A 22,104-nucleotide genomic window follows, 5' to 3' on the forward strand; every position below is an offset into this window, starting at 1 on the left:
TTTCTTAATAAAAAGTTTACATATTAACCATCTTGTTCATTTCTTCTCCTGTTATCATTACTTTAAAAAAGGTTATTACCGAGTTACTGGGGGAATCAATTCAATGAGCGAAAACTATGGTATCGAAAATCCGTTAGAACATCAGTTAAAGGAATTGGAGGAAAAAGAAGATCGTTTTGAGCGTGAAGAAAAGGCGAGAAGCAAATGGAATAATATCATAGCGATAACAATTAGCGTATACGCATTATTTACTGCGCTCGGTGCAATGAAAGAAAATCAAATAACGACGGATTCATTAATGGAAATGGATCAGGCAGTCTTAGCCCAGGCGAAGGCATCGGACCAGTGGACCTACTATGATACAAAAAGCGTAAAAAATGATGTGGTAAAGTCTCTTTTAACACTCACGCCTGCTTTAAGCAATCAAACAGAAGCGAAACGTGCCGAAAATACTTTTAGACAAAGCGTGAATAAATTTGATAAAGATAAACAGTCAATCCAGGAAAAAGCGGTAGAATTGGAAAAACAACGAGATGAGAAGTTACATGCAACTTCTGCTCTTATACAGCAGCATCATAAAGCTGGACTTTCGAGCGTCTTTTTGCAAATTGCCATTATACTTGCTTCCGTTTCAAGTCTCCTAAGAAAAAAGTGGTTATGGATGGGCAGCTTAGGAATAGCTGGTGTAGGTCTTGTATATTTAATTCCCTTACTCATTCATAGATAATTGTTTTAATTAAACAATATAACCGGACAACACGAAAGCATGCTGAATGCTAAAAAGTGTCGCTGTGAACATCCGGTTTATCCCATCTGTAACAATCACTATCTGCAGCTATAGAAATCTCATGGCGCAGCAGTGGGATAAAGAGGTTTAATGTGATGTGGAATGGTCATGTAAACTACGGGGACGTAAATTTGTAAAAATATTTATTATTGTTTATATTTGAAATAGCTCTTTTTTGAACAACAATCCTTTATACCTTCTCTTAGACGCAGACAACAGTCTGCGTCTTTTTAATTTGGTCCTTTTGATTTAATATAATTTGTTAAATAAAGGCGAAAGATCTTCTTTGGGAACTTGGACTTTCGATTATCCGCAAAGTGTTTACGTGATTTTTACAATTCATTAAAGGAATGATGTCATAATGAATAGGAGTATAGATAGAGGGAGTTGGAAATATTGCGGTCCTTTTTAGGCGGCTTGTTTAAACATAAAGTACCATATATTTATACAGACCAGCGTTATCAGGTCAAAAAACTTTTAAAAGCACAATTTGCTCGATCTAAGACTATTTTCCTTTTGTATCTAGACATTAAGAATATGTCAGAAATTGAAGCGAAGTTCGGGTTTCAGGAAGCCGGCCATATTTTGTTTCAATTAGAAAGTGTTCTTTTAGATGCAAGTCACTCTGTTCTTCGGGGTGAAGCAGATCTGATAGCCATTCAGAAGCTCTGGGGAGACGATTTTGCCGTCTACTTAGGCTGGGAGGGCCCATATAAGGACGAGATTATGAAGGATATCTGTCTAGACTTGAAGCGGGAAGTAGAAGACAAAATAAACAGAAGGGTAACCTATCCCAACATAAATCCAATTGAAATCCATATTGGATATGCCAGAATAGACAGTGACGATCTCGTGACAGAGATGTACACATCCGTCAAATATGCCAGCCAAATGGCTAAATTTGGAATCATGTCTGAAGAATTTAAAAATGTAGAACTTTTCAACCGTATTCTCGACACAGAGGATATACACATGGTGGCGCAACCTATTGTTTCACTGAAAACCAGTGCTCTGCTTGGGTGGGAATCATTGCTGCGGGGACCCGAAGGATCAGCCTTTTATTCGCCTGGAAATCTTTTTGCCAGTGCTGAAAAGACAGGAAGGGGTTTTCAGTTGGAATCACTATGCAGGCGGAAATCCATCAATAACCTAAAATATCTGGATTCTTACCACAAGCTATTTATTAACTTGGATGCCAGAAGCATCGATGACCCTTTCCTGCTGCGCGGAGAGATTTTTAAACAAATGGGAAGATACGGGCTATCCCCCCGTAACATTGTGTTTGAGATTACAGAGCGCCATGCGATTAAAAACTTCGATTCCTTTCGTGAAATTATTCAGGAATATAGAAAGAAAGGATACTTGATAGCGGTTGATGATGCAGGTGCTGGATATTCCAGCCTGGAAGCGATAGCGGAAATTTACCCTGATTATATAAAGTTAGATATGGCTCTCATACGCAATGTTGATGTCGATCCCATTAAACAGGCGCTGCTGGAGACTTTTGTTAAATTTGCAAACAAAGTGAAGTGCAAGATTATTGCCGAAGGGATCGAAACGGAAAGTGAGCTGGAAACCCTCATCAACCTTGGAGTCGATTATGGACAGGGATTTATCCTCGGTCGGCCTAAGAAAGAATTTTTGCCTATTAGGGAAGAAACTGAACAATTCATCAAGCTTTTAAACCGGAATAATAAGACGAGTGACGAAGAGTACACCAATAAGGTAGGGCATATTCTTTCTTCTACAATATGTGTGACCAAGGACACACTGGTTAGGGAAGTCTATCATATCTTTGAGCAAAATAATAAAATAGACAGCCTAGTAATCGTGAATGATAAAGAGCCGATTGGCCTGATTAAGCGCTCTGAAATCTATCAAATTCTGGGCGGCCAATACGGTATTCCACTGTACTATGAAAAGTCCATATCCCAGATCATGAATAAAAGTCCGCTCATTGTAGACAAACGGACTAACATTGATGAAGTAGCTAAATTGGCCATGGAGAGACCAACGTTTCATCTTTATGATGTGATTATTATAACAGAAAATGGCAAGTATTTAGGGATTGTTTCGGTCCAAAGCTTATTGGACATGCTGGCAAAAGTACAGCTGGAAATGGCCGCCGTTTCAAACCCTTTGACAGGGCTGCCTGGGAACATTCGGATTGAAAAAGAAATCTCCAAGCGGTTGAATAATAAACAGGACTTCTCCGTTATTTATTGCGACCTCGATAAATTCAAGTTCTTTAATGATCAGTACGGATTTGAAATAGGTGATGAGATTATTCTTCGTACAGCGAAGATGCTGGCCACCGCCAACAGGGTAATAGGTGATAAGCAAGGTTTTGTCGGGCACATAGGTGGGGATGATTTCATCATTATTACAGAACCGGGTTATGCAAGGGAGTACGGCGACTATATTATGGAACACTTCTATTTCCAATTTAAGGGGGGAGAGGGGTTAATTAATCTCATCGACCAAGAGACACTTTCCATCTCACTTGCATGTATAAATTGCCTGCCTGGCAGATATAATACACCGCTTCAGGTCTCAGAGATGGCGGCTAAAGTCAAAAAGACAGCCAAGCAAATTAACGGTATATCTTTCGTAAGAGGATAAAAATTTATTGCAGAAAATATAGCTACTACTCCTTTGTTTCTTAGCCTAGGACGCGCGAAAATTTTAATATACCTGTAACATTAAATTAATAGAGAACACTTATATTAAAAGTAACCCCACTTATATTAAAAGTAACCCCACTTATATTAAAAGTAACCCCACTTATATTAAAAGTAACCCCACTTATATTAAAAGTAACCCCACTTATATGCAAAAACCACTCGAGAGACACAGATATTAATCTGTGTCTCTTCAGGGTGTGGAGAAACCTTACATTTAAAAAACAAACTGTATAACGATGTATAAAGTTGCATCAAAAACCATTTCCAATGCCGATGGATTAATGGAGGTAGTTTATCACGCGTTTGGCAGAATAACAATTTAGGTGTTACGTTTGACTTTTTAAGTGGGTTGAAAATGCCGATATAACACAAAGATTCAGAATTAAAAATACATATGTTTAAAGGAGTAATAAAAATGAAAAAACGAGTAGCTGTAGGGATTGTTTCAGCATCTTTAGTCTTAAGCGCTACCACTGTTTTGGCACAGCCTAAATCAAGTAACTTACGAATGACAGGTGAATCATCCGATTTTCTTAGCAAGGTAAGTGAATTTAAAAATACATTTAAACAAGGCAATAGTCAGCTACTAGATAGTGTTTTAATCAACAGTCTGGGGAATAAAGTAGCAGGTCAAAAGCAAAGTAATAATGACCAGAATGAGAACAATCAGGATGAAAACCAACAACAGAATGGTGAACAACAGAACGATGATCAGGATAAGCAACAACAGAATGAACATCATGATGAAGAACATCACAATGAACATCAAAATCAGGAACAGGTTACTACAGGAGATGAAATAGGCATTACAACGGGATTTACATCCGAAGATCAAATAAATGTCTCCCCTCAAACCACTTCGGGCGACGCTGTGTCAATTAATCCTACTATTAAAATAACAACTCAAATGACTGTAACCTTTAACGGAAAAACTCTATCATTTGATCAACAACCTATCATTAAAAATGGCAGTACGCTGGTTCCATTACGTCAAATCTTTGATTCACTAGGCGTTAAAATCAACTGGGACGGTAAAAGCGGAACTGTGAAAGCCCAAAGAGGGAAACAGAACGTTATTCTGAAAGTTGGTTCCAGTACAGCAACAGTAAACGGTAAAATAGTAAAACTTGGGCAGAAGGCAGAAATTATAAATAAAAGAACGATGATCCCACTTCGTTTTATTAGCGAATCATTCGGAGCAAATGTGAATTGGAACGGCTCAAACCACACGATAGATATCACAGAAAATTAAGTTGAAGTTTAAAGCCCCGCCATCCCTATCTCTATATGGTGGCAGGGCTTTATTCTAAATGACTTTATTTATCAAGCAAACTCCGATTAAAGATTAATTATCTAATTTAACGAGAAAGTTTATTTATCTCCTCTAAGCAACTTGCGCATACATCAAAGCTATGCTTGAGTATCCGTTTTATTGAACTATTGATTTCCGATAGTGGAACAATGTATCCTATTATATCCTCTGATTTGAAAGAGCCTTCGGGTTTATTCCCGAAGGCTCAAATAATAATCAACTTATGTCATTCAGATACCTTGTTTCTTTTTCCGGTATATAAATCGATTTGCCAAGTTCCGTTATATTGTGGACGGTCATTTATTTCGGTTACTATTATAAGGCACTCTTGTACAATGAAATTGACATCTACACCACCTCTGGTGATGGCTGCTGACAACCCATCCACCAATTGAAATAATCTGAACATAGGCAGTAATCGCCATGGAAATGTTTCAGGAAGTTCGCTCTCACTGTGATGATGATAGCGAATAATTTCAACTACATCATTATGTTGACTATAGAAGTTTTGTGCTAATTCTGCACTACGGAAAGCATGTAACTTACCATCTTCGAAAACCTTTTTGGGATCAACAACATCCCCTATAGATAAAACTGGTTGTGATTTACCTAAATCATGAAAGATAAAAGCTTGCACGAGCTGATCCTTATCTATTCCAATAATTTTAGTTATCCCCTGTATGTGTAAATTCGAGAGTAGTCTAAGGCAATTTACTACATGACGATAGAGACCATTTTGGATAACACCTGTAATCGTAATCAATTTGGTTTTAGGATCGTATTGATCCTGATATTCAACGGTTGATTTTAGTTTGTACTCCACCTTGCTGTTCGGCAACGTTAAAGCGAATGCCAAGTCAAGTTCCCGTTCTTTTTCCATGATTTCTGTAACATCTTGAATCGAAAGAAGGACCCCTTTTTTCTTACCATTATCATTGAGTGGAGTAGCATTTACGGATAATCTCTTTCCTGTGCTAGTATTGCGTATTATTCCGCTTTGAGAAATTCCTGTTTCGAAAACCTCTTCTGGCAAAGATTTTTCACTTTCAATAGGTATATCCCATGCATTTAAATCTTCAAAAAAATGCTTTCCTTCATAGTCAATACCTTCTAAAAGAAACATTTTTTCAGCAGAGTTATTCATATAACAAACGTTTAAGTTGTGATCAAGTAATACGATAGATTCCACCATTGAATTTACGATAGCATTGAGAAGGTCTTCTTTAGACAACAATAAGTTTTTCATTTTTTCCCCCTTTCGGCAACCCAACCATCTTCCTAAAGGATTCAGATCCATGGTTTTGCGTCACTGCTTTTCAACGGTTTTCCCCTTTTTTAAATAAATTTTTACAAGATGTTTATACAACAATAGTATCAAATCGTTTAGTGAATTTATGTCATTTCTTGTCGAACAGCCCACTGCCCGCAGCTGCATACTCTGCACTGCGTGTGCTAGAGGTGGAAGTGGGAAGCCTCACGGAGATTCAGAAGGCAGCCATCGCCAAATACATTTCCGATACGGTTCCAGAAGCAGCAAAAGGATACGTGACACCGCAGAATGTTTCTGATGTGCTCACTTTAATTCAGAAGGAGATTGAGGCTGCAAAGACCAATTCTGGCCTGCAGTCGGCGCAGGCGTTTATTGACTGGATAGCCAACATAAAGGAAACGAAAACTGAAAAGCCTTCGATTTAAAATTATCCCGCTACCCTTATAGGTGGCGGTTTTCTATCATCTTATGTAAAATCTTCAATTGTTCCTTCCTTGCTTAATCCCGATTCCTTCAATATACGAAGCATCTTCTGCTTTACATACACAAGTTTTATCTCCTTCGCCGTTTGCTCTTCATCAAAAATCTTATCCATACATCCGTTCCTCACCATATATTTTTATCGCCCGGGGTTTTGTTGGATCCCGATAAATTAAGCCACGTTTTTCTAACCGATCCAAATAGCCGTGAACCGTGGAAGTAGAGGCATGACCCGATACTTTTGCGATCTCCCGAATAGTTGGAGGATACCCTTTTTCCTTAGTGAGACGCTTCACAATGGCTAATATCTCCTGTTGCTGTCCGGAAATCTCTTTCATCGTACCCCTCCATTTACCGAATGTAAGTTCGTATATTTTGATTTTATTATGATCCCATGGAAAAAACAAGCATGATATTTTTGACCTAGTTGAGGTAAAATAGAAACAAATGTTCTTATTTTTTTGGGGGGGTGAAGGATGAGTTGGACGACAAACACAGAAGGGAATATGCTTTATCCTCCAGAGTATCAGGAGTTTGCAATGCTGGTGAAGAAACAAGTTGTATATAGCTTAGTTCTGCGAGTACTACCAGGGGAGATTACAACTATTGGCCGAGCAAAAGCTAGGCTTGGCAAAGCTTACATTTCAACTTTGTTCGAAGTGCAAAAATCACTTTCAAATGAGCTAGGTTCCATTCGTCAGCGCTTGCGCGAAATCGGAGGCGAAATCATCAGTGAGAAGCAGGAGGAATTTGTTCGGGTGGTTATATCAAGTCTGCAGGGAAATACGTATACACATAGATATGCGAATTACATGCTTTTATCCGAGTCGGAAGAAACAGTGAAATCGTTCATTCAGGGTACGCAGCCGGCATTAGCGTAGCAATCAAAAGAAAAAATTAACAAACATTTTAAAATTATACCTGTAATTAATTCCCTTCCCTGTTATAATTACAGAAAAAGGAAAGAGGGGATACATATGAAAGCGACAGGTGTTGTAAGAAAAGTAGACGAGCTCGGCCGAGTTGTTCTTCCAATTGAATTGCGTAGAAATTTTTTCATCAACGATAAAGACCCGCTCAAAATTTTCGTTACTGAGGATACTATTGTCCTTAAAAAATATGAACCATCTTGCATATTTTGTGGATCAATGGAAGGGATTAAATCCTTCAAAGGCAAAAGAGTTTGCGAAACATGCGCGAATGAAATTTTGATAAAAGAATAAATACATCCCCCTCGATGAAAGAGGGGGATTCTTCATTAAGCAGCCTTTTTGTGTCTTTTATAATGTTTCTTGCTTACAGATTTTCCACCATACATCCCGCCATAAGTACGGGTCCCCTTCTTACCTGTATGCGGGTTTACATTACCTTTTGTACTCCAGTTGTTGGCGACGGTATGATCCGGATTCGAACGCCAGTGTGGCTTCACATACGTGCCATTCTTTTTGTAATAACCATGCACATAAACATCTGCAAAAGCTGGTGAACACAACCCTGTTAAAACGGCTGCTGTAATTAAAATGGCAAATACCTTTTTGAAACCCTTCACAAATCGCACTCCTTTCTGTGGTTTTGATTTCGATTTTATTATAAATTGCATATATAGTTGGCACTAGTAAATCCTATTTACAAAAATCGACAGATAAATTTCGGAAGGCGTTACATAATGAAAAGGATTTTTAATCTTGCATTCTCGTTAATAGTGGTTGGTGCTTTGCTCGCCGGGTGCCGCAAGCGGACACCAATGGTTCTTACAGCAGCGGGTCAACGCACCGTTTTGAAAACTAGGTTTTTCTACACGAGTGCGAAGATACGGTGAAAGCATTTATACAGTGTATGGAACCTTTATATGGGATAAAAACGGATTTTGTGGAGAGCAGAAAGCATAAATTTATGTTAAAATTATTAATTAACCCGCCTATACAAAAGCCATGTGTCATTCTTAATATTGATGCAGATAGTAAGAAATTATATACGGATTGGAAGGGAGAAAACATACTTTATGGTGATTGCAAAATGTTTATTAGGCACAGGTAAATTTAATAGTATTAAAAGACTTGCAGAGAGTGATACAAAAACTATTGTCGAAGTTGTTACACATGAAGGAACTCAATTAATTAAAAATATAAAGCTCGGTCACAGATCCAGCGCGAAACGTGTATCAGGTGCAGAAAAGACAAACGACCAACATGAGACGTGGCTACCACGTGTTGAGGTAAATGGAGAACTGGTATTCATTAAGGACCAGAATGTGCCTGAGGGTGTTGCTTCTTTCAAGACCCGTTATCTGGCTCTGAATTTCGCCCGTCGCTTTCTTGCGCAAAAACATAAGAACGCTATTTAATTATTATGAGGCCTTTTACCGAAATGGTAGGAGGCTATTTTTTATTTCTCAAAATTTGAACCAGGAAGGTTAAGATTAAGCATTTCTGAGTTTTTGAAGAATAAAATTTACAAGAAAAAGGTATAAAAAATAATTCTGAAGGGGAATACTAATGAGTTGTATATATCATAAAGAGTTCAATCAGTACAACAGACACTCAACCTTAATGTCGGTGTACAAAAACATGAAAGATGATAAATTCAAATACTGCATTATCCGTGAAAAAGGAGAGGTTTACAAAGCGCTGAAAACCTTTTTCGGAAAAGAGGGGAGCGAATGAATGGAGACGAGATGAAGCAGCTTGAACGGGCGGTCGACGAGATAACAGAGATCGCCCGGGGCTATGGCCTCGACTTTTACCCGATGCGGTATGAGATATGCCCGTCGGATATCATCTACACGTTCGGCGCGTATGGGATGCCTACCCGCTTCTCACACTGGAGCTTTGGCAAGGCGTTTCACCGCATGAAGCTCCAGTATGATTTAGGGTTAAGCAAGATTTACGAACTGGTTATTAATTCGGATCCTTGTTACGCCTTTCTGCTCGACGGCAACAGCTTAATCCAAAATAAGCTCATTGTCGCCCATGTTCTGGCCCACTGTGACTTCTTCAAAAATAATGCCCGGTTCAGTAAAACAAATCGGGATATGGTGGAAAGCATGGCTGCCACCGCAGAGCGGCTGCGCCAGTATGAAATTAAGTACGGCAAACAGACCGTAGAGGATTTTCTGGATGCGGTGCTCGCCATACAGGAACACATTGACCCCAGCCTTACGCGGCGTACCTTTAACTGGGCAGAGAATGACACAGAACGCAAACCTTCCGTTAAATCAAGGGGACGTTATGATGAGCTCTGGATGCTGGACGAAGAAGAACAGAAGAAATCGGCGGAAGTGGAAGAACGGTCTGCCCAGCAGAAACGTCTGTTTCCGCCTGAGCCAGAAAAAGATATTCTGCTGTTTATCGAAGAGTATAGCCCCAATCTGGAAGACTGGCAGCGCGATATTCTGACGATTATGCGTGAAGAGATGCTGTACTTCTGGCCACAGATGGAGACAAAAATCATGAACGAAGGCTGGGCTTCCTTCTGGCATCAGCGAATTCTGCGGGAGATGGATCTCACCGAAGATGAAACGATCGAATTCGCCAAGCTGAACGCCGGAGTTGTGCAGCCTTCTACCACCAGCATCAACCCGTATTATCTGGGTGTTAAGATTTTTGAGGATATTGAGGAGCGCTGGAATAATCCGACCGAGGAGGAGCAGAAGCGGTTTTGCCGTGAACCCGGCAAAGGGCGCGAGAAAATCTTTGAAGTTCGTGAGCTTGACGGCGATATTTCTTTCCTGCGGAACTATTTAACTAAGGATCTGGTTGATAAGCTGGATATGTATGTTTTCGCCAAGAAGGGAAACGATTGGACCATAACCGATAAAACATGGGAAAGCGTGCGGGACCAGCTCGTCACAAGCCGGGTGAATGGCGGATTTCCTTATCTGGTGATCAAGGATGGCGATTACCTGCGCAATGGGGAACTATACATCTCCCACCAGTATGAGGGGATGGAACTCGACATCAAATATGTCGAGAAAACGCTCCCCTACATCTATACCCTGTGGGACAAAACGATCCACCTGGAGACAACCGTCGAAGAGAAGCGAGTCCTGTTTACTTACGACGGGAAGAAGTGCCATCGAAGATTTCTGTAGCATGCAGATTTATGTTATATGAGGATTTATATAGAGGGATATGAATTAGTGAGAGGGAACCGAAGTGGTTCTCTTTTTTCTATGCTAACTTGGCGGAAAGGATGGGATGTCATGAAGTGGCAGGAAGTCAGACAGGCCTATCAAGACGAGTGGATTGTGTTTGAAGCTTTGAAAGCCCATTCCGAGGATAATAAACGGATTGTAGACGATCTGGCGGTCATTGATCGCTATGAAGATTCTATGGATGCGCTTCGGCGCTATACGGCCCTCCATAAGGAGAACCCAGGAAGGGAGTATTATTTCTTCCATACGTCTCGCGAGGACCTCGATATTCGTGAGCAGAAATGGACAGGTATTCGCAGAATATGATCCCACTTACAATCAAACATGAGCTGCCGTTTGTGGAAGCAGTGGTTACGTTCCGTGGTGAAACGATAAAGTGTGAAAAATGCATCCTTTTTTCGCACATGGCTTAAAAGGATGCAAGAGCGAGCGGGATAATACTGAGGCGCAATAGGTTAAGTGATTCGAAAAAACCTGCAAAACAGGCAGGCAACTGGCGGTCTATCCCATGGCAAAAATCTGGCAGGAGTGTTAATCCGGCCATTTTTCTTTACAAAAAAGGTGTGGAGAACGCAATGTTCTGCCACACCTTTTTCATTTGAATTAGAAAGTTTCTTCAACAAGAATGTCATCCACAGAAAAACGGCCTGTCTCATGGGCAGGTTTTTCCGCGTATCCCAGTGACATCATGAGAATAGGCGTATAGCGTTCCGGAATGTTCAGCTCTTTGCGGAGAGCTACCGGGTCGTATCCGCCCATGGGACACGTATCCAGTCCGAATGACTTGGCAGCAAGCATAAATTGCATCGCAGCAAAAGCCGCATTGCGGATGGCTTCATGAACGCCAAGCTCGGGTCCTCTCGCGTATGCCTGGTTGATGTTGTTGAATAAGGTATTCTTGGCCTCCTGGGTCATATATCCGGCTTCCACAGCGCCTGCATATGCTTTTTCAGCATTTTTGTTGGCCTGGGTATCCCCCAGAACAATTACCACAGCGGAGGCATCCGCAACTTGCTTCTGGCCATATGCAATCGGAAGCAGCCGTTGTTTTCTCTCCTCGTTTTGCACAACAATGAATTTCCAATGCTGCAGATTCCACGCCGAAGGGGCGGTTCCAGCCAATTCAAGAATCCCACGCAGCGTCTCCTTCGGAATGGTTTTTCCTTTCTGATAAGCCCTCACGCTGCTCCGTGCTTTCATGATATCGGCTATTGTACTAGCCACAACTGTTGCCATATACATTCACACCTTTCCTTACTACTTATTAAACTATAGTTAATAATTATAAATAATGTAATTTGATTTGTAAAGCTTGTAACTGCCTTCGTTCAAAATTAGGGTACCACCTAACGGATTGAATAAAACGGCTTCCAGACCGAATGAACCGGCCAAATAATGGACTGGGTACAACTAACAAAAAATAAGTGTTGAAAGTCAAAGAAAGTCAATATATAATCAATATAGGTCAACGAAAGTCAAAGTCAAACTGATGGCTACAGTCTTCATAAAATGAGGCACCGATGCCGCAATCGTAGTAGAAAGTTAAGGTCCAACCTGCAAAGGTCGAACCTGCAAATGAACTTGCAACGATGGGGTTCTCCCATTTACTCGATATAAGCATTTATTTAATAAATTTTTCGTAATGAAGGAGGAAAAATTTATGCTTTGCCAAAACTGCAATGAAAACCAAGCAAACGTGTTATTAAATATTCAACAGCAGGGTAAATTACAGAGACTGTACCTCTGCCAGGACTGTTATGCCGAACTGGCTAACAAAACAAGTGCGGGATCAAACCATAACTTCTCCCTATTCTCTGGATTCCAGGACTTCTTCAATAATGCCGACATGCATAACCAGAACCCATCCATGCCCCAAGGAAACAATCAGTCCCAGGCCCAACAACAAAGCCGCATTCTGGATGGCGCCGGACGAAACATTAGTGAAGCCGCGAAAGCCGGTCTCATCGATCCCGTAATTGGGCGCAGCGATGAGATCGACCGGGTTGTTGAAATTCTCAACCGCAGAAACAAAAACAATCCTGTGCTTATTGGGGAACCGGGGGTAGGTAAAACGGCAATCGCTGAAGGTTTAGCTCTGAAGATTGCTGAAGGACAGGTTCCAACGAAGCTTAAGAATAAAATTGTTTATACGCTTGATGTGGCATCCCTGGTAGCGGGTACCGGAATCCGCGGCCAGTTTGAAGAGAAAATGAAGCAAATTATTGCAGAGCTGCAGCAGCGCAAGAATGTCATTCTGTTCGTGGATGAGATTCATCTTCTCGTAGGCGCCGGATCTGCTGAGGGCTCGATGGATGCAGGAAATATATTGAAACCTGCGCTTGCACGCGGAGAGCTGCAAATTATCGGGGCCACTACACTGAAAGAATACCGTAAAATTGAGAAGGACGCTGCCCTGGAGCGCCGGTTCCAGCCTGTAATGGTTAAGGAGCCTTCCGTTCAGGAAGCGATAGAGATTCTGCACGGTCTTCGTTCTAAATATGAATCCTACCATGAAGTTTCTTATTCTGATGACGTTCTGCGGGCTTGCGTTGAATTATCCAACCGCTATATCCAGGACAGATTTCTCCCTGACAAGGCGATTGACCTGATGGACGAAGCAGGCTCAAAAATTAACCTTCGCTCCTCAAATGCCAACACAGAAGAATTACAGGCACGCCTTGCCGAGATTGCTATAGAGAAAAAGAATGCAACGGTTATAGAGGATTATGAGCGTGCGGCTAAGCTTCGGGATGAAGAAAACCGTATTCTGCAGCAGCTTGATAAGGCACAGCCAGCTACACAGCCTACAGCCGTTACTGTAGAAGATATTCAAGAAATTATTGAGCGGAAAACGGGTATTCCTGTCAAGAAACTGCAGAATGACGAACAATTGAAAATGAAACATCTCGCGGCTCACCTGGAAGGGAAAGTAATTGGGCAAGCTGAAGCTGTCAACAAGGTAGCAAAAGCCATTCGCCGCAGCCGCACAGGGTTGAAGCCGAAAAACAGGCCGATTGCATCCTTCCTGTTTGTTGGCCCTACAGGTGTAGGGAAAACCGAATTGACGAAGGTACTTGCCGAAGAACTGTTCGGCAGCAGGGATTCTATGATCCGTTTAGATATGAGTGAGTATATGGAGAAACACTCGGTATCCAAACTTATCGGTTCACCTCCGGGATATGTCGGCCACGAAGAGGCAGGCCAATTAACAGAGCGCGTGCGCCGCAATCCATACAGTATTATCCTGTTAGATGAGATTGAAAAAGCGCATCCGGATGTACAGAACATGTTTCTACAAATTCTCGAGGACGGCCGCCTGACTGACAGCCAGGGCCGCACCGTGAATTTTAAAGATACGGTAATTATCGCCACAAGCAATGCCGGCACTGCAGAGAAGAAAATCACCGTCGGATTTGGTGCCGAAAGCTCAAAGCCGGCCATGATCGAATCACTTACTTCCTATTTCCGGCCTGAGTTTCTCAATCGGTTCGATGCAGTCGTTCACTTTAACCATTTGGAAAAGAACGATTTAATTCGAATTGTTGATCTGATGCTGGGTGACATTACGGCAGCCATAAGCGAACAGGGGATGGAAGTAACGATCTCCGAGGAAGCGAAAGCAAAATTGGCTGAGCTGGGTTACCATCCTGCCTTTGGAGCCCGTCCGCTGCGCCGCATCATTCAGCAGTACGTGGAGGACGGAATCGCAGACCTTGTTATTGATAACGAGGATGTCAAACAAATCGCTATCGAAGTCATAAATGATGAGATTAGCGTTGTGAGAAAAGCCTAACGGTCCCTTCTAAAAACAACAGCTGCATTCTGGTGCATAACCGGAATGCAGTTTTTTGCTTATCTTTCTGGCAATAAAGTGGTTTCGCTATTGTATCTTTAAATCGAGTGTGTTATGATGTGGTTAAATAAATTATGGGTTGAATTTTATAATTCACATGTTATCAGGGGTTATATTTTCAATGTATATAGCCCGTGATAATATGTGAATTTTTATTTTTACAGGAAATATGAAGGTAACATATTAAACAAATTATTTGGAGGTTCTATCATGAACACAGGTACAGTTAAATGGTTTAATGCAGAAAAAGGTTTCGGATTTATTCAAGTTGAAGGCGGAGACGATGTATTCGTTCACTTCTCTGCTATTCAATCTGAAGGATTCAAATCTTTAGAAGAAGGCCAACGCGTTAGCTTCGACATCGTTGACGGTAACCGTGGACCACAAGCTGCTAACGTTATTAAATTATAATTAAAGAATTATAGAAAAGGCTGCTGGCAAACTTTTGTCAGCAGCCTTTTTTGCGTTGTACGGTGTTGAATGTGAAATTGCTTCTTTACTTGATAAGCGAAAAGAAGCTAATTGTCGATGGCGCCAGCCAACTAATTGGCTTAGATTGCGTAGCATCAAATAACGGTTAAAAAAGTGGATAACATCCGATAATAACTTTAAAAACCAACTAAACATTAGGAGAACGGAAATGTCTGATATTATTGAAATCGTTATCCGTTGCTTTGTTGCCTTTGCTTTATTCATCTTAATCACAAAGATTATCGGAAAAGACTTAATCGGGCAAATGACTTACTACCATTTTATTGCTGCGGTTACGCTTGGATCGATCGCTGGAAATATGGTATTTAACATAAAAATAAAGTTCCTCTATTTTTTAATTTCCATGGTGTTATTTGGCAGTATAACGATTGTGTTGACCTTCCTTACATTGAAAAGTGGCAAGCTGGGAAAATGGTTTTCAGGCGAACCGACAACCATCATCAAGGATGGGATCCTGCTCGAAGAAAACATGAAGAAAATAAAATATTCGTTAAGCGCTTTAACAAGTGGATTAAGGCAGAAAGAAATATTTAATCTAGAGGAAGTAGAGCAGGCAGTCCTTGAAACGAATGGTACGCTGTCTGTATTAAAGAAAAAACCTTATCGAACAATAACGCAAAAGGATTATTTTGATTTGTTGGCAAAACCGCCCTCAATGCACACAAGCACCATACATAACGGAGCAGAGGACCACGCACCGCACGATTTTTTGAGTTAATGCAATATCAGTTGATGTGCTTCACCGTGTTGAAGTGTCTTGAGCGATTTTTTAAAAGGGACCTCCGGTACTGAAACACCCAAGAAAAACATCGTGAGGCACGTGTCCGCACTTTTCTTTCCCCCTGCGGAGCGTGTGGAACAGAGGGCGAAAAAGACCGGCAATTGTCTCCATCATTGGCATACACAGATGTTGCACCTAAACGGTATAAAGGAATCTAAGGCCATCGCCTGCGCTTACGCTTGCCGCTAGCCAAGATTCCCTAATGCCGGTCCGTCCGTGGTTCCACAAAGCGGCCGTAAAAACTTCTATGCGGGGAAAGAAGAGAGCGGCATGGCCCGCGATGTTTTTCTCACTTATTCCCAGGGACTATTGGTTGTTAAAAATTCGGCCAATTCTTTGCTGTCTTCTCTCCTCATTTTCCTCATTTCCGCTCGTCGGGCTCCCATCTCATGGAGCTTCATCTCTTCTTTTGTTTCAGGAATGACTTTTGGAACCGTTACAGGTTTTTTATTGTTATCTAAGGCAACGAAAGTTAAAAAAGAGGTGGCAGCAATTTTTCTTTTTCCACTCATGAGTTCTTCCGTAATCACTTTTACGAACACCTCCATAGAGCTTTTGCCCGTCCAGCTTACATACGATTCGAGACTAACAGCGTCTCGTGTTTCAATCGGATAAAGAAAATCAACCGAATCGGTGGATGCTGTTACAACTGCGCAGCGGGCATGCCGCATGGCTGAAATCGAAGCAATATCATCAATATAACTCATTAATTTACCACCAAACAAAGTTCCATGATAATTCGTATCCGGGGGGAGCACCAAGCTGGATTTAATCGTTCGAGATTCTCTGCAAAATTTTTCAGTCATAGACAGGCCTCCTGTTGTAATTACGACTATTTGTATACATCATAGCTCAAATACTTGAGAATTGCCGAATTCTAACTTTTCGTTAATTCCTGTCTTCTTAAATAAAATGTCTATGCTGAATAGACATTTTAAGAAAATGGTGTTAATTTATATAGTAACAATGCATAAATATATAGTAATTAAGCGCTTTCAATGTGTTTTTTCCATATGCACATATGTTTACCTGATACCTACATGAACATGTAGAAGCACAGATAGAAGCCGGTTACTATTTGCAAAGGAGCGGTATAGATGTCGAGCAAAGTTTTGGAGAATTTCTTACATGGCAATTTAACCGATTTAAAAAACAGGGGCCTTTACAATGTGATCGACCCACTTGAGAGCTCCAACGGACCAGTTATAAAAATTTCAGGCAAAGAATTTATCAATTTATCGTCCAATAATTACCTGGGGCTAACAACCGATGAACGGCTTAAGAAAGCTGCTGTGGAGGCCATCCATCGATACGGAGTGGGAGCAGGCGCAGTACGCACGATCAACGGAACGTTTGAGCTGCATACGAGGCTGGAGCAAAAACTGGCTGTTTTTAAGCATACAGAAGCAGCGATTGCCTATCAATCAGGTTTTAACTGCAATATGGCAGCGATATCTGCTGTAATGGATCAAAGCGACGCCATTTTATCTGATGAATTAAACCACGCTTCTATTATTGATGGCTGCAGATTATCCAGAGCAAAAGTCATCCGCTTTAAGCACTCTGATATGGAAGATTTGCGGGCAAGAGCGAAGGAAGCCACAGAATCCGGTCTCTATAACAAAATCATGGTCATTACAGATGGCGTTTTCTCTATGGATGGGGATATCGCCAAGCTTCCTGAAATTGCAGCCATTGCGGAAGAATTCGACTTGATTACGTATGTGGACGATGCGCATGGTTCTGGTGTGCTTGGAAACGGTGCGGGTACTGTTAAACATTTTGGCCTGTCCGCTAAAATTGATTTTCAAATTGGAACACTTTCCAAAGCCATAGGCGTTGTTGGCGGGTATGTTGCGGGCAAACAGGAGTTAATCGACTGGCTGAAAGTGAGAAGCAGGCCGTTCCTTTTCTCCACGTCGTTGACGCCTGCCGATGTGGCCGCATGCATACAGTCGATTGATATACTCATGAACAGCACGGAGCTGCAAAATCGCTTATGGGAAAACGGCGACTACTTAAAGAAAGGCCTTAAACAACTCGGCTTTAATATTGGAAAAAGTGAAACGCCCATCACGCCATGCATTATCGGGGAAGAAGTAAAAACCCAGCAGTTCAGCAAAAGGCTGTATCAGGAAGGCGTATATGCGAAAGCCATTGTATTCCCCACCGTACCGCAGGGAACAGGGCGGGTACGCAATATGCCTACAGCGGCGCATACGAAAGAGATGCTTGATCAGGCACTTTCCACCTATGCAAAAGTGGGCAAAGAACTGGGCATCATCTAAAATTCGACGAAGTTCGGATAAGTTGACATCTAGGGGGCATGATTGTCATGAAAAAAATAATGGTGACAGGAGCGCTTGGGCAGATAGGCTCGGAGCTGCTAATGGAGCTTGGGAGATTTTACGGTTCAGATAACGTCATTGCAACCGATATTCGGTTAGGGGCGAAAGAAATCGCGCATTCCGGTCCTTTTGAAATTCTGGATGTGACGGATGGAAAAAGGATGGCTGAAATTGCTGCCCAATATCAGGTGGATACCATTATCCACCTCGCCGCACTCTTGTCAGCCACTGGGGAAGAGAAGCCTCTGTTTGCGTGGAATTTGAATATGGGCGGATTGGTTAATGCGCTTGAGGTTGCCAGAGAGCGGGGCTGTCAGTTTTTCACGCCAAGCTCAATCGGTGCATTCGGGCCATCCACGCCAAAAGTTCAAACACCACAGGACACCATTCAGCGTCCTACCACCATGTATGGCGTAAACAAAGTGGCAGGGGAATTGCTCTGCGATTATTACTTTCATAAGTTTGGCGTAGATACGAGAGGCGTCCGGTTCCCCGGATTGATCTCGTATGTTACTCCTCCAGGCGGCGGTACGACAGATTACGCGGTTGAGATTTATTACGAAGCGGTGAAGCGCGGGAAATATACCTGTTATATCCAGAAGGGTACCTACATGGATATGATGTATATGCCGGATGCGCTCCACGCTATCATTACATTGATGGAAGCTGATTCCTACAGATTAAAACACAGAAATGCTTTTAACGTTACGGCCATGAGCATTGCGCCGGAAGATGTAGCTTCTGCCATTGCGAGACAGATGCCAGCTTTTAAAATGGATTATCAAGTGGACCCGGTGCGACAGGCGATTGCCGAAAGCTGGCCGGACTCCATTGATGCATCAGCCGCCAAAGAGGAATGGGGCTTTAAAGCCGAGTATGATCTTGACAGGATCACAACCGACATGCTTGCTAAGCTGCAGCAGCGATACTGCTTACCTGAGGCAAAGTAAAGCAGCCAATTAGAAGCCAGCCGTGTGAGGCTGGCTTCTTTATTGAACCCAATGTCTGCCCAACTCATATGCTAGCAATAGTGATACCGGGTTAAAGGGGGACTACAACATTGGTTACAGCCCGCATTGGCAGCGAAACATACGAATTCTTTGGCGAACTGGAACGGTACTTTTATAAATTCAGGAAGCATATTATCGGTGAAAACCAGACTTTCCTTTCACCATATGGCAGGCAGCGGATTGTTTATGCTGATTGGACGGCCAGTGGACGGCTATACCGTCCGATCGAGAATAAAATCACGGATGGCTTTGGGCCGTTCTTTGCTAATACCCACACCGAATCAAATGTAACGAGTACAGCCACAACACTGGCGTACCAGCATGCACAGAAATTGATTAAGGCCCATGTCAACGCGGATAAACATGATGCCATTATTATGGATGGATCCGGGATGACGGCTGTTATATGTAAACTGCAGCGGATACTTGGATTGCGCTTGCCGGACAAATATAGGGATGCAATCCATATCCCGGAAGCTGAGCGGCCCGTTATTTTCGTGACACACATGGAACACCACTCCAACCATACATCCTGGCTGGAAACAATCGGGGATGTGGTGGTGATGGAGCCAAACGACAGTGGCCTGGTGAGTCCGGAAAAGCTGGAGGAGCTGCTTAGATGCTATGCCCACCGCACACAAAAGATTGGTTCTTTCACTGCCTGTTCCAATGTGACCGGCATCCAAACCCCTTACTACCAGCTTGCCAGAAAAATGCATGAATATGGCGGCATTTGCCTAGTGGACTTCTCCGCTTCAGCTCCTTACGTGGATATCGACATGCATCCCCCTTCGCCGCAGGAAAAGCTCGATGGAATCTTCTTTTCTCCCCATAAATTTTTAGGCGGGCCCGGATCATGCGGCATCCTCATATTTGATTCCAGGCTGTATTCCAGCAAAACACCGGATAAACCTGGCGGCGGCACGGTGTGGTGGACAAATCCGTGGGGGGACCACCTTTATATAACAGATGTAGAAATACGGGAGGATGGGGGAACCCCTGGCATTCTTCAGGCCATTAAAGCAGCATTAGCCGTAAGCCTCAAAGAAGAGGTGGGCACAGAAAATATCCAAAGACGCGAAAAAGAGCTGGTAGAGATTGTATTATCCAAGTTATCCATTATGCCTAAGCTGCATGTGCTGGATGGAAACATCACCGAAAGGTTGGGCATTATTTCTTTTTGTGTAGAAAATGTTCATTATAATTTGGTAGCGAAGCTATTAAATGATCGTTTTGGCTTTCAGGTGCGAGGCGGATGTTCCTGCGCCGACACGTACGGCCACTATTTATTGAATATCAATAAAGAGACTTCGAAATTTTTAATGGGTGAGATCGACAAGGGTGATTTCTCGCAAAAACCTGGCTGGGTACGATTCTCCATGCACCCCACGATGACCAATCAGGAAGTGTATTCATTTATAGCCGCGATCCAGCTCATTATTCAAAACATTAAAGAATGGGAAAAAGACTATGTGTATGACAGCATGACCAACGATTTTTACCACATCGATTACATGAGGGCTAACATGAATACGCTGTTTAAAATTCATTAGGCAGCTCGTTATTTGGAATGATCCGGTAATTGCCCTATACTAACAATAGAACTTGAAATCTACTTATTTCGCATTCAGTGATAGGGAGGCAGAACATGGATCAATTTGAACAAAACCTGGATAAATACGCGGCGCTGGCCGTTCGGATGGGCGTAAACATTCAGAAAGGGCAGACGCTTGTCATTAATGCCCCGCTTTCTTCAGCAGAGCTCGTCCGTAAAATCGCAAAGCAGGCTTATGCTGCGGGTGCAAAAAATGTTCACGTTGAGTGGAATGATGAGGAGCTTACCCGCATTAAATACGACCATGCACCGGATGAAGCCTTCAGCGAGTTTCCGATGTGGAAGGCAAAGGGAATGGAAGAGATGGCGGAGAGCGGGGCAGCTTTTTTGACAATATATGCTCCCAATCCTGATTTATTAATCGGCGTAAACCCGGAAAAAATCGCGACAGCAGCCAAAACAAACGCATCCGCGATGCAGAAATACCGCAGCTATTTAATGGCCGATAAGGCGTGCTGGTCACTGATCTCGATTCCGACAAAAGATTGGGCACATAAGCTGTTTCCGGAAATCCCGGCTGATGATGCAGTCGATAAGCTATGGGAGATTATTTTTAAAGTGACCCGCATCGATAAGGAAGATCCGATACAAGCCTGGAAGGAACATAATGCACGCCTGGCCAAAACCGTTGAATACCTCAACAAGAAGCAGTATAAGCAGCTTGTTTACAGGGGGCCAGGTACAGAATTTACCCTTGATCTGCCTGAAAACCACGTATGGCAGGGCGGGGCGGTACACAGTGAGGCAGGCATCGCCTTTAATCCGAATATGCCAACGGAGGAAGTCTTTACGATGCCCCATAAAGATGGGATGAATGGAACCGTACGCAGCACGAAGCCGCTTAATTATGGCGGAAATGTAATCGAGAACTTCAGCCTTACATTTGAGAAGGGTAAAGTAGTCGATTTCACGGCGGAAATGGGATATGAGACACTGAAGCATCTTCTGGATACCGACGAAGGCGCACGGCGGCTTGGTGAGGTGGCCCTTGTGCCGCATAACTCACCCATCTCCAATGCAAACCTTATCTTTTACAACACGCTGTTTGATGAAAATGCCTCCTGCCATCTGGCAGTCGGTAATGCCTACCCGACTAATTTAGCGGGCGGGGCGGCGATGTCTCAAGAAGAGCTTGCGAAGCACGGGGCAAACACCAGCCTTGTCCATGTCGACTTTATGATCGGATCTGCACAGCTGGATATTGACGGGTTAACCGGCGATGGCACCAGGGAACCAATCTTCAGACAGGGGAATTGGGCATTAGAAATTTAGTAACCGGTCAATAGATCAGCCGGCTGCTGGTAAGCCGGCTGATCTAT

21 protein-coding genes, 2 pseudogenes and 1 riboswitch are annotated in these 22,104 nt (G+C 42.6%); of the genes and pseudogenes, 17 read left to right on the forward strand and 6 right to left on the reverse strand.

The features are described from left to right. The first annotated feature begins 103 nt into the window (after positions 1–103). The 3 genes from PP175_RS05745 (at position 104) to PP175_RS05755 (ending at position 4,723) form a co-directional block, all read left to right on the forward strand. A complete protein-coding gene (locus PP175_RS05745; protein WP_272441843.1) occupies positions 104–727 on the forward strand; it encodes a DUF4337 domain-containing protein in 624 nt (207 codons plus the stop codon). Positions 728–1,183: 456 nt separating this feature from the next. Further along, positions 1,184–3,409, forward strand: a complete 2,226-nt coding sequence (locus tag PP175_RS05750) for a GGDEF domain-containing protein (RefSeq protein ID WP_272441844.1) — start codon at positions 1,184–1,186, stop codon at positions 3,407–3,409. A gap of 477 nt (positions 3,410–3,886) precedes the next feature. Next, positions 3,887–4,723 carry a copper amine oxidase N-terminal domain-containing protein gene (locus PP175_RS05755; RefSeq protein WP_272441845.1) on the forward strand — a complete coding sequence of 279 codons (837 nt, stop codon included), beginning with the start codon at positions 3,887–3,889 and terminating at the stop codon, positions 4,721–4,723. A 286-nt stretch (positions 4,724–5,009) separates the two neighbouring features. On the opposite strand, the gene PP175_RS05760 is transcribed toward PP175_RS05755, so the two are convergent. Next, positions 5,010–6,029, reverse strand: coding sequence for a PAS domain S-box protein (locus PP175_RS05760; protein ID WP_272441846.1), 1,020 nt, complete (start codon positions 6,027–6,029; stop codon positions 5,010–5,012). 11 nt (positions 6,030–6,040) lie between these two features. Then, positions 6,041–6,123: riboswitch (cyclic di-GMP riboswitch) on the reverse strand. Positions 6,124–6,247: 124 nt separating this feature from the next. On the opposite strand from PP175_RS05760, the gene PP175_RS05765 reads away from it, so the two are divergent. Beyond that, positions 6,248–6,478 carry a hypothetical protein gene (locus tag PP175_RS05765; RefSeq protein WP_272441847.1) on the forward strand — a complete coding sequence of 77 codons (231 nt, stop codon included), beginning with the start codon at positions 6,248–6,250 and terminating at the stop codon, positions 6,476–6,478. Positions 6,479–6,519: 41 nt separating this feature from the next. Here PP175_RS05765 and PP175_RS05770 read toward each other — a convergent pair whose 3' ends face one another. Both PP175_RS05770 and PP175_RS05775 read right to left on the reverse strand, forming a co-directional pair. Continuing rightward, positions 6,520–6,648 (reverse strand): hypothetical protein, encoded by a 129-nt coding sequence (locus tag PP175_RS05770; protein WP_272441848.1) that lies wholly within the window; start codon positions 6,646–6,648, stop codon positions 6,520–6,522. A gap of 1 nt (position 6,649) precedes the next feature. Next, positions 6,650–6,871 (reverse strand): annotated as a pseudogene (locus PP175_RS05775) (helix-turn-helix domain-containing protein); the annotation flags it as partial. Between the two features lie 138 nt (positions 6,872–7,009). Between PP175_RS05775 and PP175_RS05780 the strand changes: the two are divergent. Further along, positions 7,010–7,414, forward strand: coding sequence for a YhjD family protein (locus PP175_RS05780; protein WP_272441849.1), 405 nt, complete (start codon positions 7,010–7,012; stop codon positions 7,412–7,414). A 96-nt stretch (positions 7,415–7,510) separates the two neighbouring features. Beyond that, positions 7,511–7,756, forward strand: a complete 246-nt coding sequence (locus PP175_RS05785; RefSeq protein WP_272441850.1) for an AbrB/MazE/SpoVT family DNA-binding domain-containing protein — start codon at positions 7,511–7,513, stop codon at positions 7,754–7,756. A gap of 35 nt (positions 7,757–7,791) precedes the next feature. On the opposite strand, the gene PP175_RS05790 is transcribed toward PP175_RS05785, so the two are convergent. Further along, positions 7,792–8,082, reverse strand: coding sequence for a hypothetical protein (locus tag PP175_RS05790; RefSeq protein ID WP_272441851.1), 291 nt, complete (start codon positions 8,080–8,082; stop codon positions 7,792–7,794). Between the two features lie 453 nt (positions 8,083–8,535). Here PP175_RS05790 and PP175_RS05795 point away from each other — a divergent pair, with 453 nt between their 5' ends. The 4 genes and pseudogenes from PP175_RS05795 to PP175_RS05810 all read left to right on the forward strand — a co-directional run bounded on the left by PP175_RS05795 (position 8,536) and on the right by PP175_RS05810 (position 10,992). Next, positions 8,536–8,877 (forward strand): hypothetical protein, encoded by a 342-nt coding sequence (locus PP175_RS05795; RefSeq protein WP_272441852.1) that lies wholly within the window; start codon positions 8,536–8,538, stop codon positions 8,875–8,877. A gap of 172 nt (positions 8,878–9,049) precedes the next feature. Then, positions 9,050–9,196: pseudogene (locus tag PP175_RS05800) on the forward strand (sporulation protein YhbH); the annotation flags it as partial. Further along, positions 9,193–10,623 carry a SpoVR family protein gene (locus tag PP175_RS05805; RefSeq protein ID WP_272441853.1) on the forward strand — a complete coding sequence of 477 codons (1,431 nt, stop codon included), beginning with the start codon at positions 9,193–9,195 and terminating at the stop codon, positions 10,621–10,623. The pseudogene PP175_RS05800 and the gene PP175_RS05805, both read left to right, overlap by 4 nt. 111 nt (positions 10,624–10,734) lie before the next feature. Next, positions 10,735–10,992: a hypothetical protein gene (locus PP175_RS05810; RefSeq protein WP_272441854.1), complete on the forward strand. Its 258-nt coding sequence runs from the start codon at positions 10,735–10,737 to the stop codon at positions 10,990–10,992. Positions 10,993–11,289: 297 nt separating this feature from the next. On the opposite strand, the gene PP175_RS05815 is transcribed toward PP175_RS05810, so the two are convergent. Beyond that, the gene (locus tag PP175_RS05815; RefSeq protein WP_272441855.1) at positions 11,290–11,922 is read right to left on the reverse strand and encodes a nitroreductase family protein; all 633 of its coding nucleotides are present in this window, start codon (positions 11,920–11,922) and stop codon (positions 11,290–11,292) included. A gap of 424 nt (positions 11,923–12,346) precedes the next feature. Between PP175_RS05815 and PP175_RS05820 the strand changes: the two genes are divergently transcribed. The 3 genes from PP175_RS05820 to PP175_RS05830 all read left to right on the forward strand — a co-directional run bounded on the left by PP175_RS05820 (position 12,347) and on the right by PP175_RS05830 (position 15,749). Next, positions 12,347–14,479, forward strand: a complete 2,133-nt coding sequence (locus PP175_RS05820) for an ATP-dependent Clp protease ATP-binding subunit (RefSeq protein WP_272441856.1) — start codon at positions 12,347–12,349, stop codon at positions 14,477–14,479. A gap of 270 nt (positions 14,480–14,749) precedes the next feature. Continuing rightward, positions 14,750–14,950, forward strand: a complete 201-nt coding sequence (locus PP175_RS05825) for a cold-shock protein (protein ID WP_272441857.1) — start codon at positions 14,750–14,752, stop codon at positions 14,948–14,950. 229 nt (positions 14,951–15,179) lie between these two features. Continuing rightward, on the forward strand, positions 15,180–15,749 hold the full coding sequence (locus tag PP175_RS05830; RefSeq protein ID WP_272441858.1) for a DUF421 domain-containing protein: 570 nt from the start codon (positions 15,180–15,182) through the stop codon (positions 15,747–15,749). 356 nt (positions 15,750–16,105) lie between these two features. Here PP175_RS05830 and PP175_RS05835 read toward each other — a convergent pair whose 3' ends face one another. Then, a complete protein-coding gene (locus PP175_RS05835) occupies positions 16,106–16,618 on the reverse strand; it encodes an acyl-CoA thioesterase (protein ID WP_272441859.1) in 513 nt (170 codons plus the stop codon). A gap of 291 nt (positions 16,619–16,909) precedes the next feature. On the opposite strand from PP175_RS05835, the gene PP175_RS05840 reads away from it, so the two are divergent. From PP175_RS05840 to PP175_RS05855, 4 genes are all read left to right on the forward strand, one after another. Then, complete coding sequence (locus PP175_RS05840; protein WP_272441860.1) at positions 16,910–18,100, forward strand: glycine C-acetyltransferase; 1,191 nt, start codon at positions 16,910–16,912, stop codon at positions 18,098–18,100. 47 nt (positions 18,101–18,147) lie between these two features. Further along, positions 18,148–19,110 carry an L-threonine 3-dehydrogenase gene (locus tag PP175_RS05845; RefSeq protein ID WP_272441861.1) on the forward strand — a complete coding sequence of 321 codons (963 nt, stop codon included), beginning with the start codon at positions 18,148–18,150 and terminating at the stop codon, positions 19,108–19,110. Positions 19,111–19,220: 110 nt separating this feature from the next. Next, positions 19,221–20,723, forward strand: a complete 1,503-nt coding sequence (locus PP175_RS05850; RefSeq protein ID WP_272441862.1) for an aminotransferase class V-fold PLP-dependent enzyme — start codon at positions 19,221–19,223, stop codon at positions 20,721–20,723. A 95-nt stretch (positions 20,724–20,818) separates the two neighbouring features. Continuing rightward, positions 20,819–22,057, forward strand: a complete 1,239-nt coding sequence (locus PP175_RS05855; RefSeq protein WP_272441863.1) for an aminopeptidase — start codon at positions 20,819–20,821, stop codon at positions 22,055–22,057. Positions 22,058–22,104: the final 47 nt, after the last annotated feature.

It is taken from the genome of Aneurinibacillus sp. Ricciae_BoGa-3, assembly GCF_028421645.1.
Classification (GTDB): domain Bacteria; phylum Bacillota; class Bacilli; order Aneurinibacillales; family Aneurinibacillaceae; genus Aneurinibacillus_B.

Bases quoted from the DNA above. Each gene is read 5' to 3' on its own strand.
- PP175_RS05815 (WP_272441855.1), bottom strand. From the start codon at position 11,922: ATGGCAACAGTTGTGGCTAGTACAATAGCCGATATCATGAAAGCACGG.
- PP175_RS05785 (WP_272441850.1), top strand. From the start codon at position 7,511: ATGAAAGCGACAGGTGTTGTAAGAAAAGTAGACGAGCTCGGCCGAGTT.
- PP175_RS05830 (WP_272441858.1), top strand. From the start codon at position 15,180: ATGTCTGATATTATTGAAATCGTTATCCGTTGCTTTGTTGCCTTTGCT.
- PP175_RS05755 (WP_272441845.1), top strand. From the start codon at position 3,887: ATGAAAAAACGAGTAGCTGTAGGGATTGTTTCAGCATCTTTAGTCTTA.
- PP175_RS05835 (WP_272441859.1), bottom strand. From the start codon at position 16,618: ATGACTGAAAAATTTTGCAGAGAATCTCGAACGATTAAATCCAGCTTG.
- PP175_RS05770 (WP_272441848.1), bottom strand. From the start codon at position 6,648: ATGGATAAGATTTTTGATGAAGAGCAAACGGCGAAGGAGATAAAACTT.
- PP175_RS05825 (WP_272441857.1), top strand. From the start codon at position 14,750: ATGAACACAGGTACAGTTAAATGGTTTAATGCAGAAAAAGGTTTCGGA.
- PP175_RS05840 (WP_272441860.1), top strand. From the start codon at position 16,910: ATGTCGAGCAAAGTTTTGGAGAATTTCTTACATGGCAATTTAACCGAT.
- PP175_RS05780 (WP_272441849.1), top strand. From the start codon at position 7,010: ATGAGTTGGACGACAAACACAGAAGGGAATATGCTTTATCCTCCAGAG.
- PP175_RS05845 (WP_272441861.1), top strand. From the start codon at position 18,148: ATGAAAAAAATAATGGTGACAGGAGCGCTTGGGCAGATAGGCTCGGAG.
- PP175_RS05760 (WP_272441846.1), bottom strand. From the start codon at position 6,029: ATGAAAAACTTATTGTTGTCTAAAGAAGACCTTCTCAATGCTATCGTA.
- PP175_RS05795 (WP_272441852.1), top strand. From the start codon at position 8,536: ATGGTGATTGCAAAATGTTTATTAGGCACAGGTAAATTTAATAGTATT.
- PP175_RS05745 (WP_272441843.1), top strand. From the start codon at position 104: ATGAGCGAAAACTATGGTATCGAAAATCCGTTAGAACATCAGTTAAAG.
- PP175_RS05805 (WP_272441853.1), top strand. From the start codon at position 9,193: ATGAATGGAGACGAGATGAAGCAGCTTGAACGGGCGGTCGACGAGATA.
- PP175_RS05810 (WP_272441854.1), top strand. From the start codon at position 10,735: ATGAAGTGGCAGGAAGTCAGACAGGCCTATCAAGACGAGTGGATTGTG.
- PP175_RS05855 (WP_272441863.1), top strand. From the start codon at position 20,819: ATGGATCAATTTGAACAAAACCTGGATAAATACGCGGCGCTGGCCGTT.
- PP175_RS05820 (WP_272441856.1), top strand. From the start codon at position 12,347: ATGCTTTGCCAAAACTGCAATGAAAACCAAGCAAACGTGTTATTAAAT.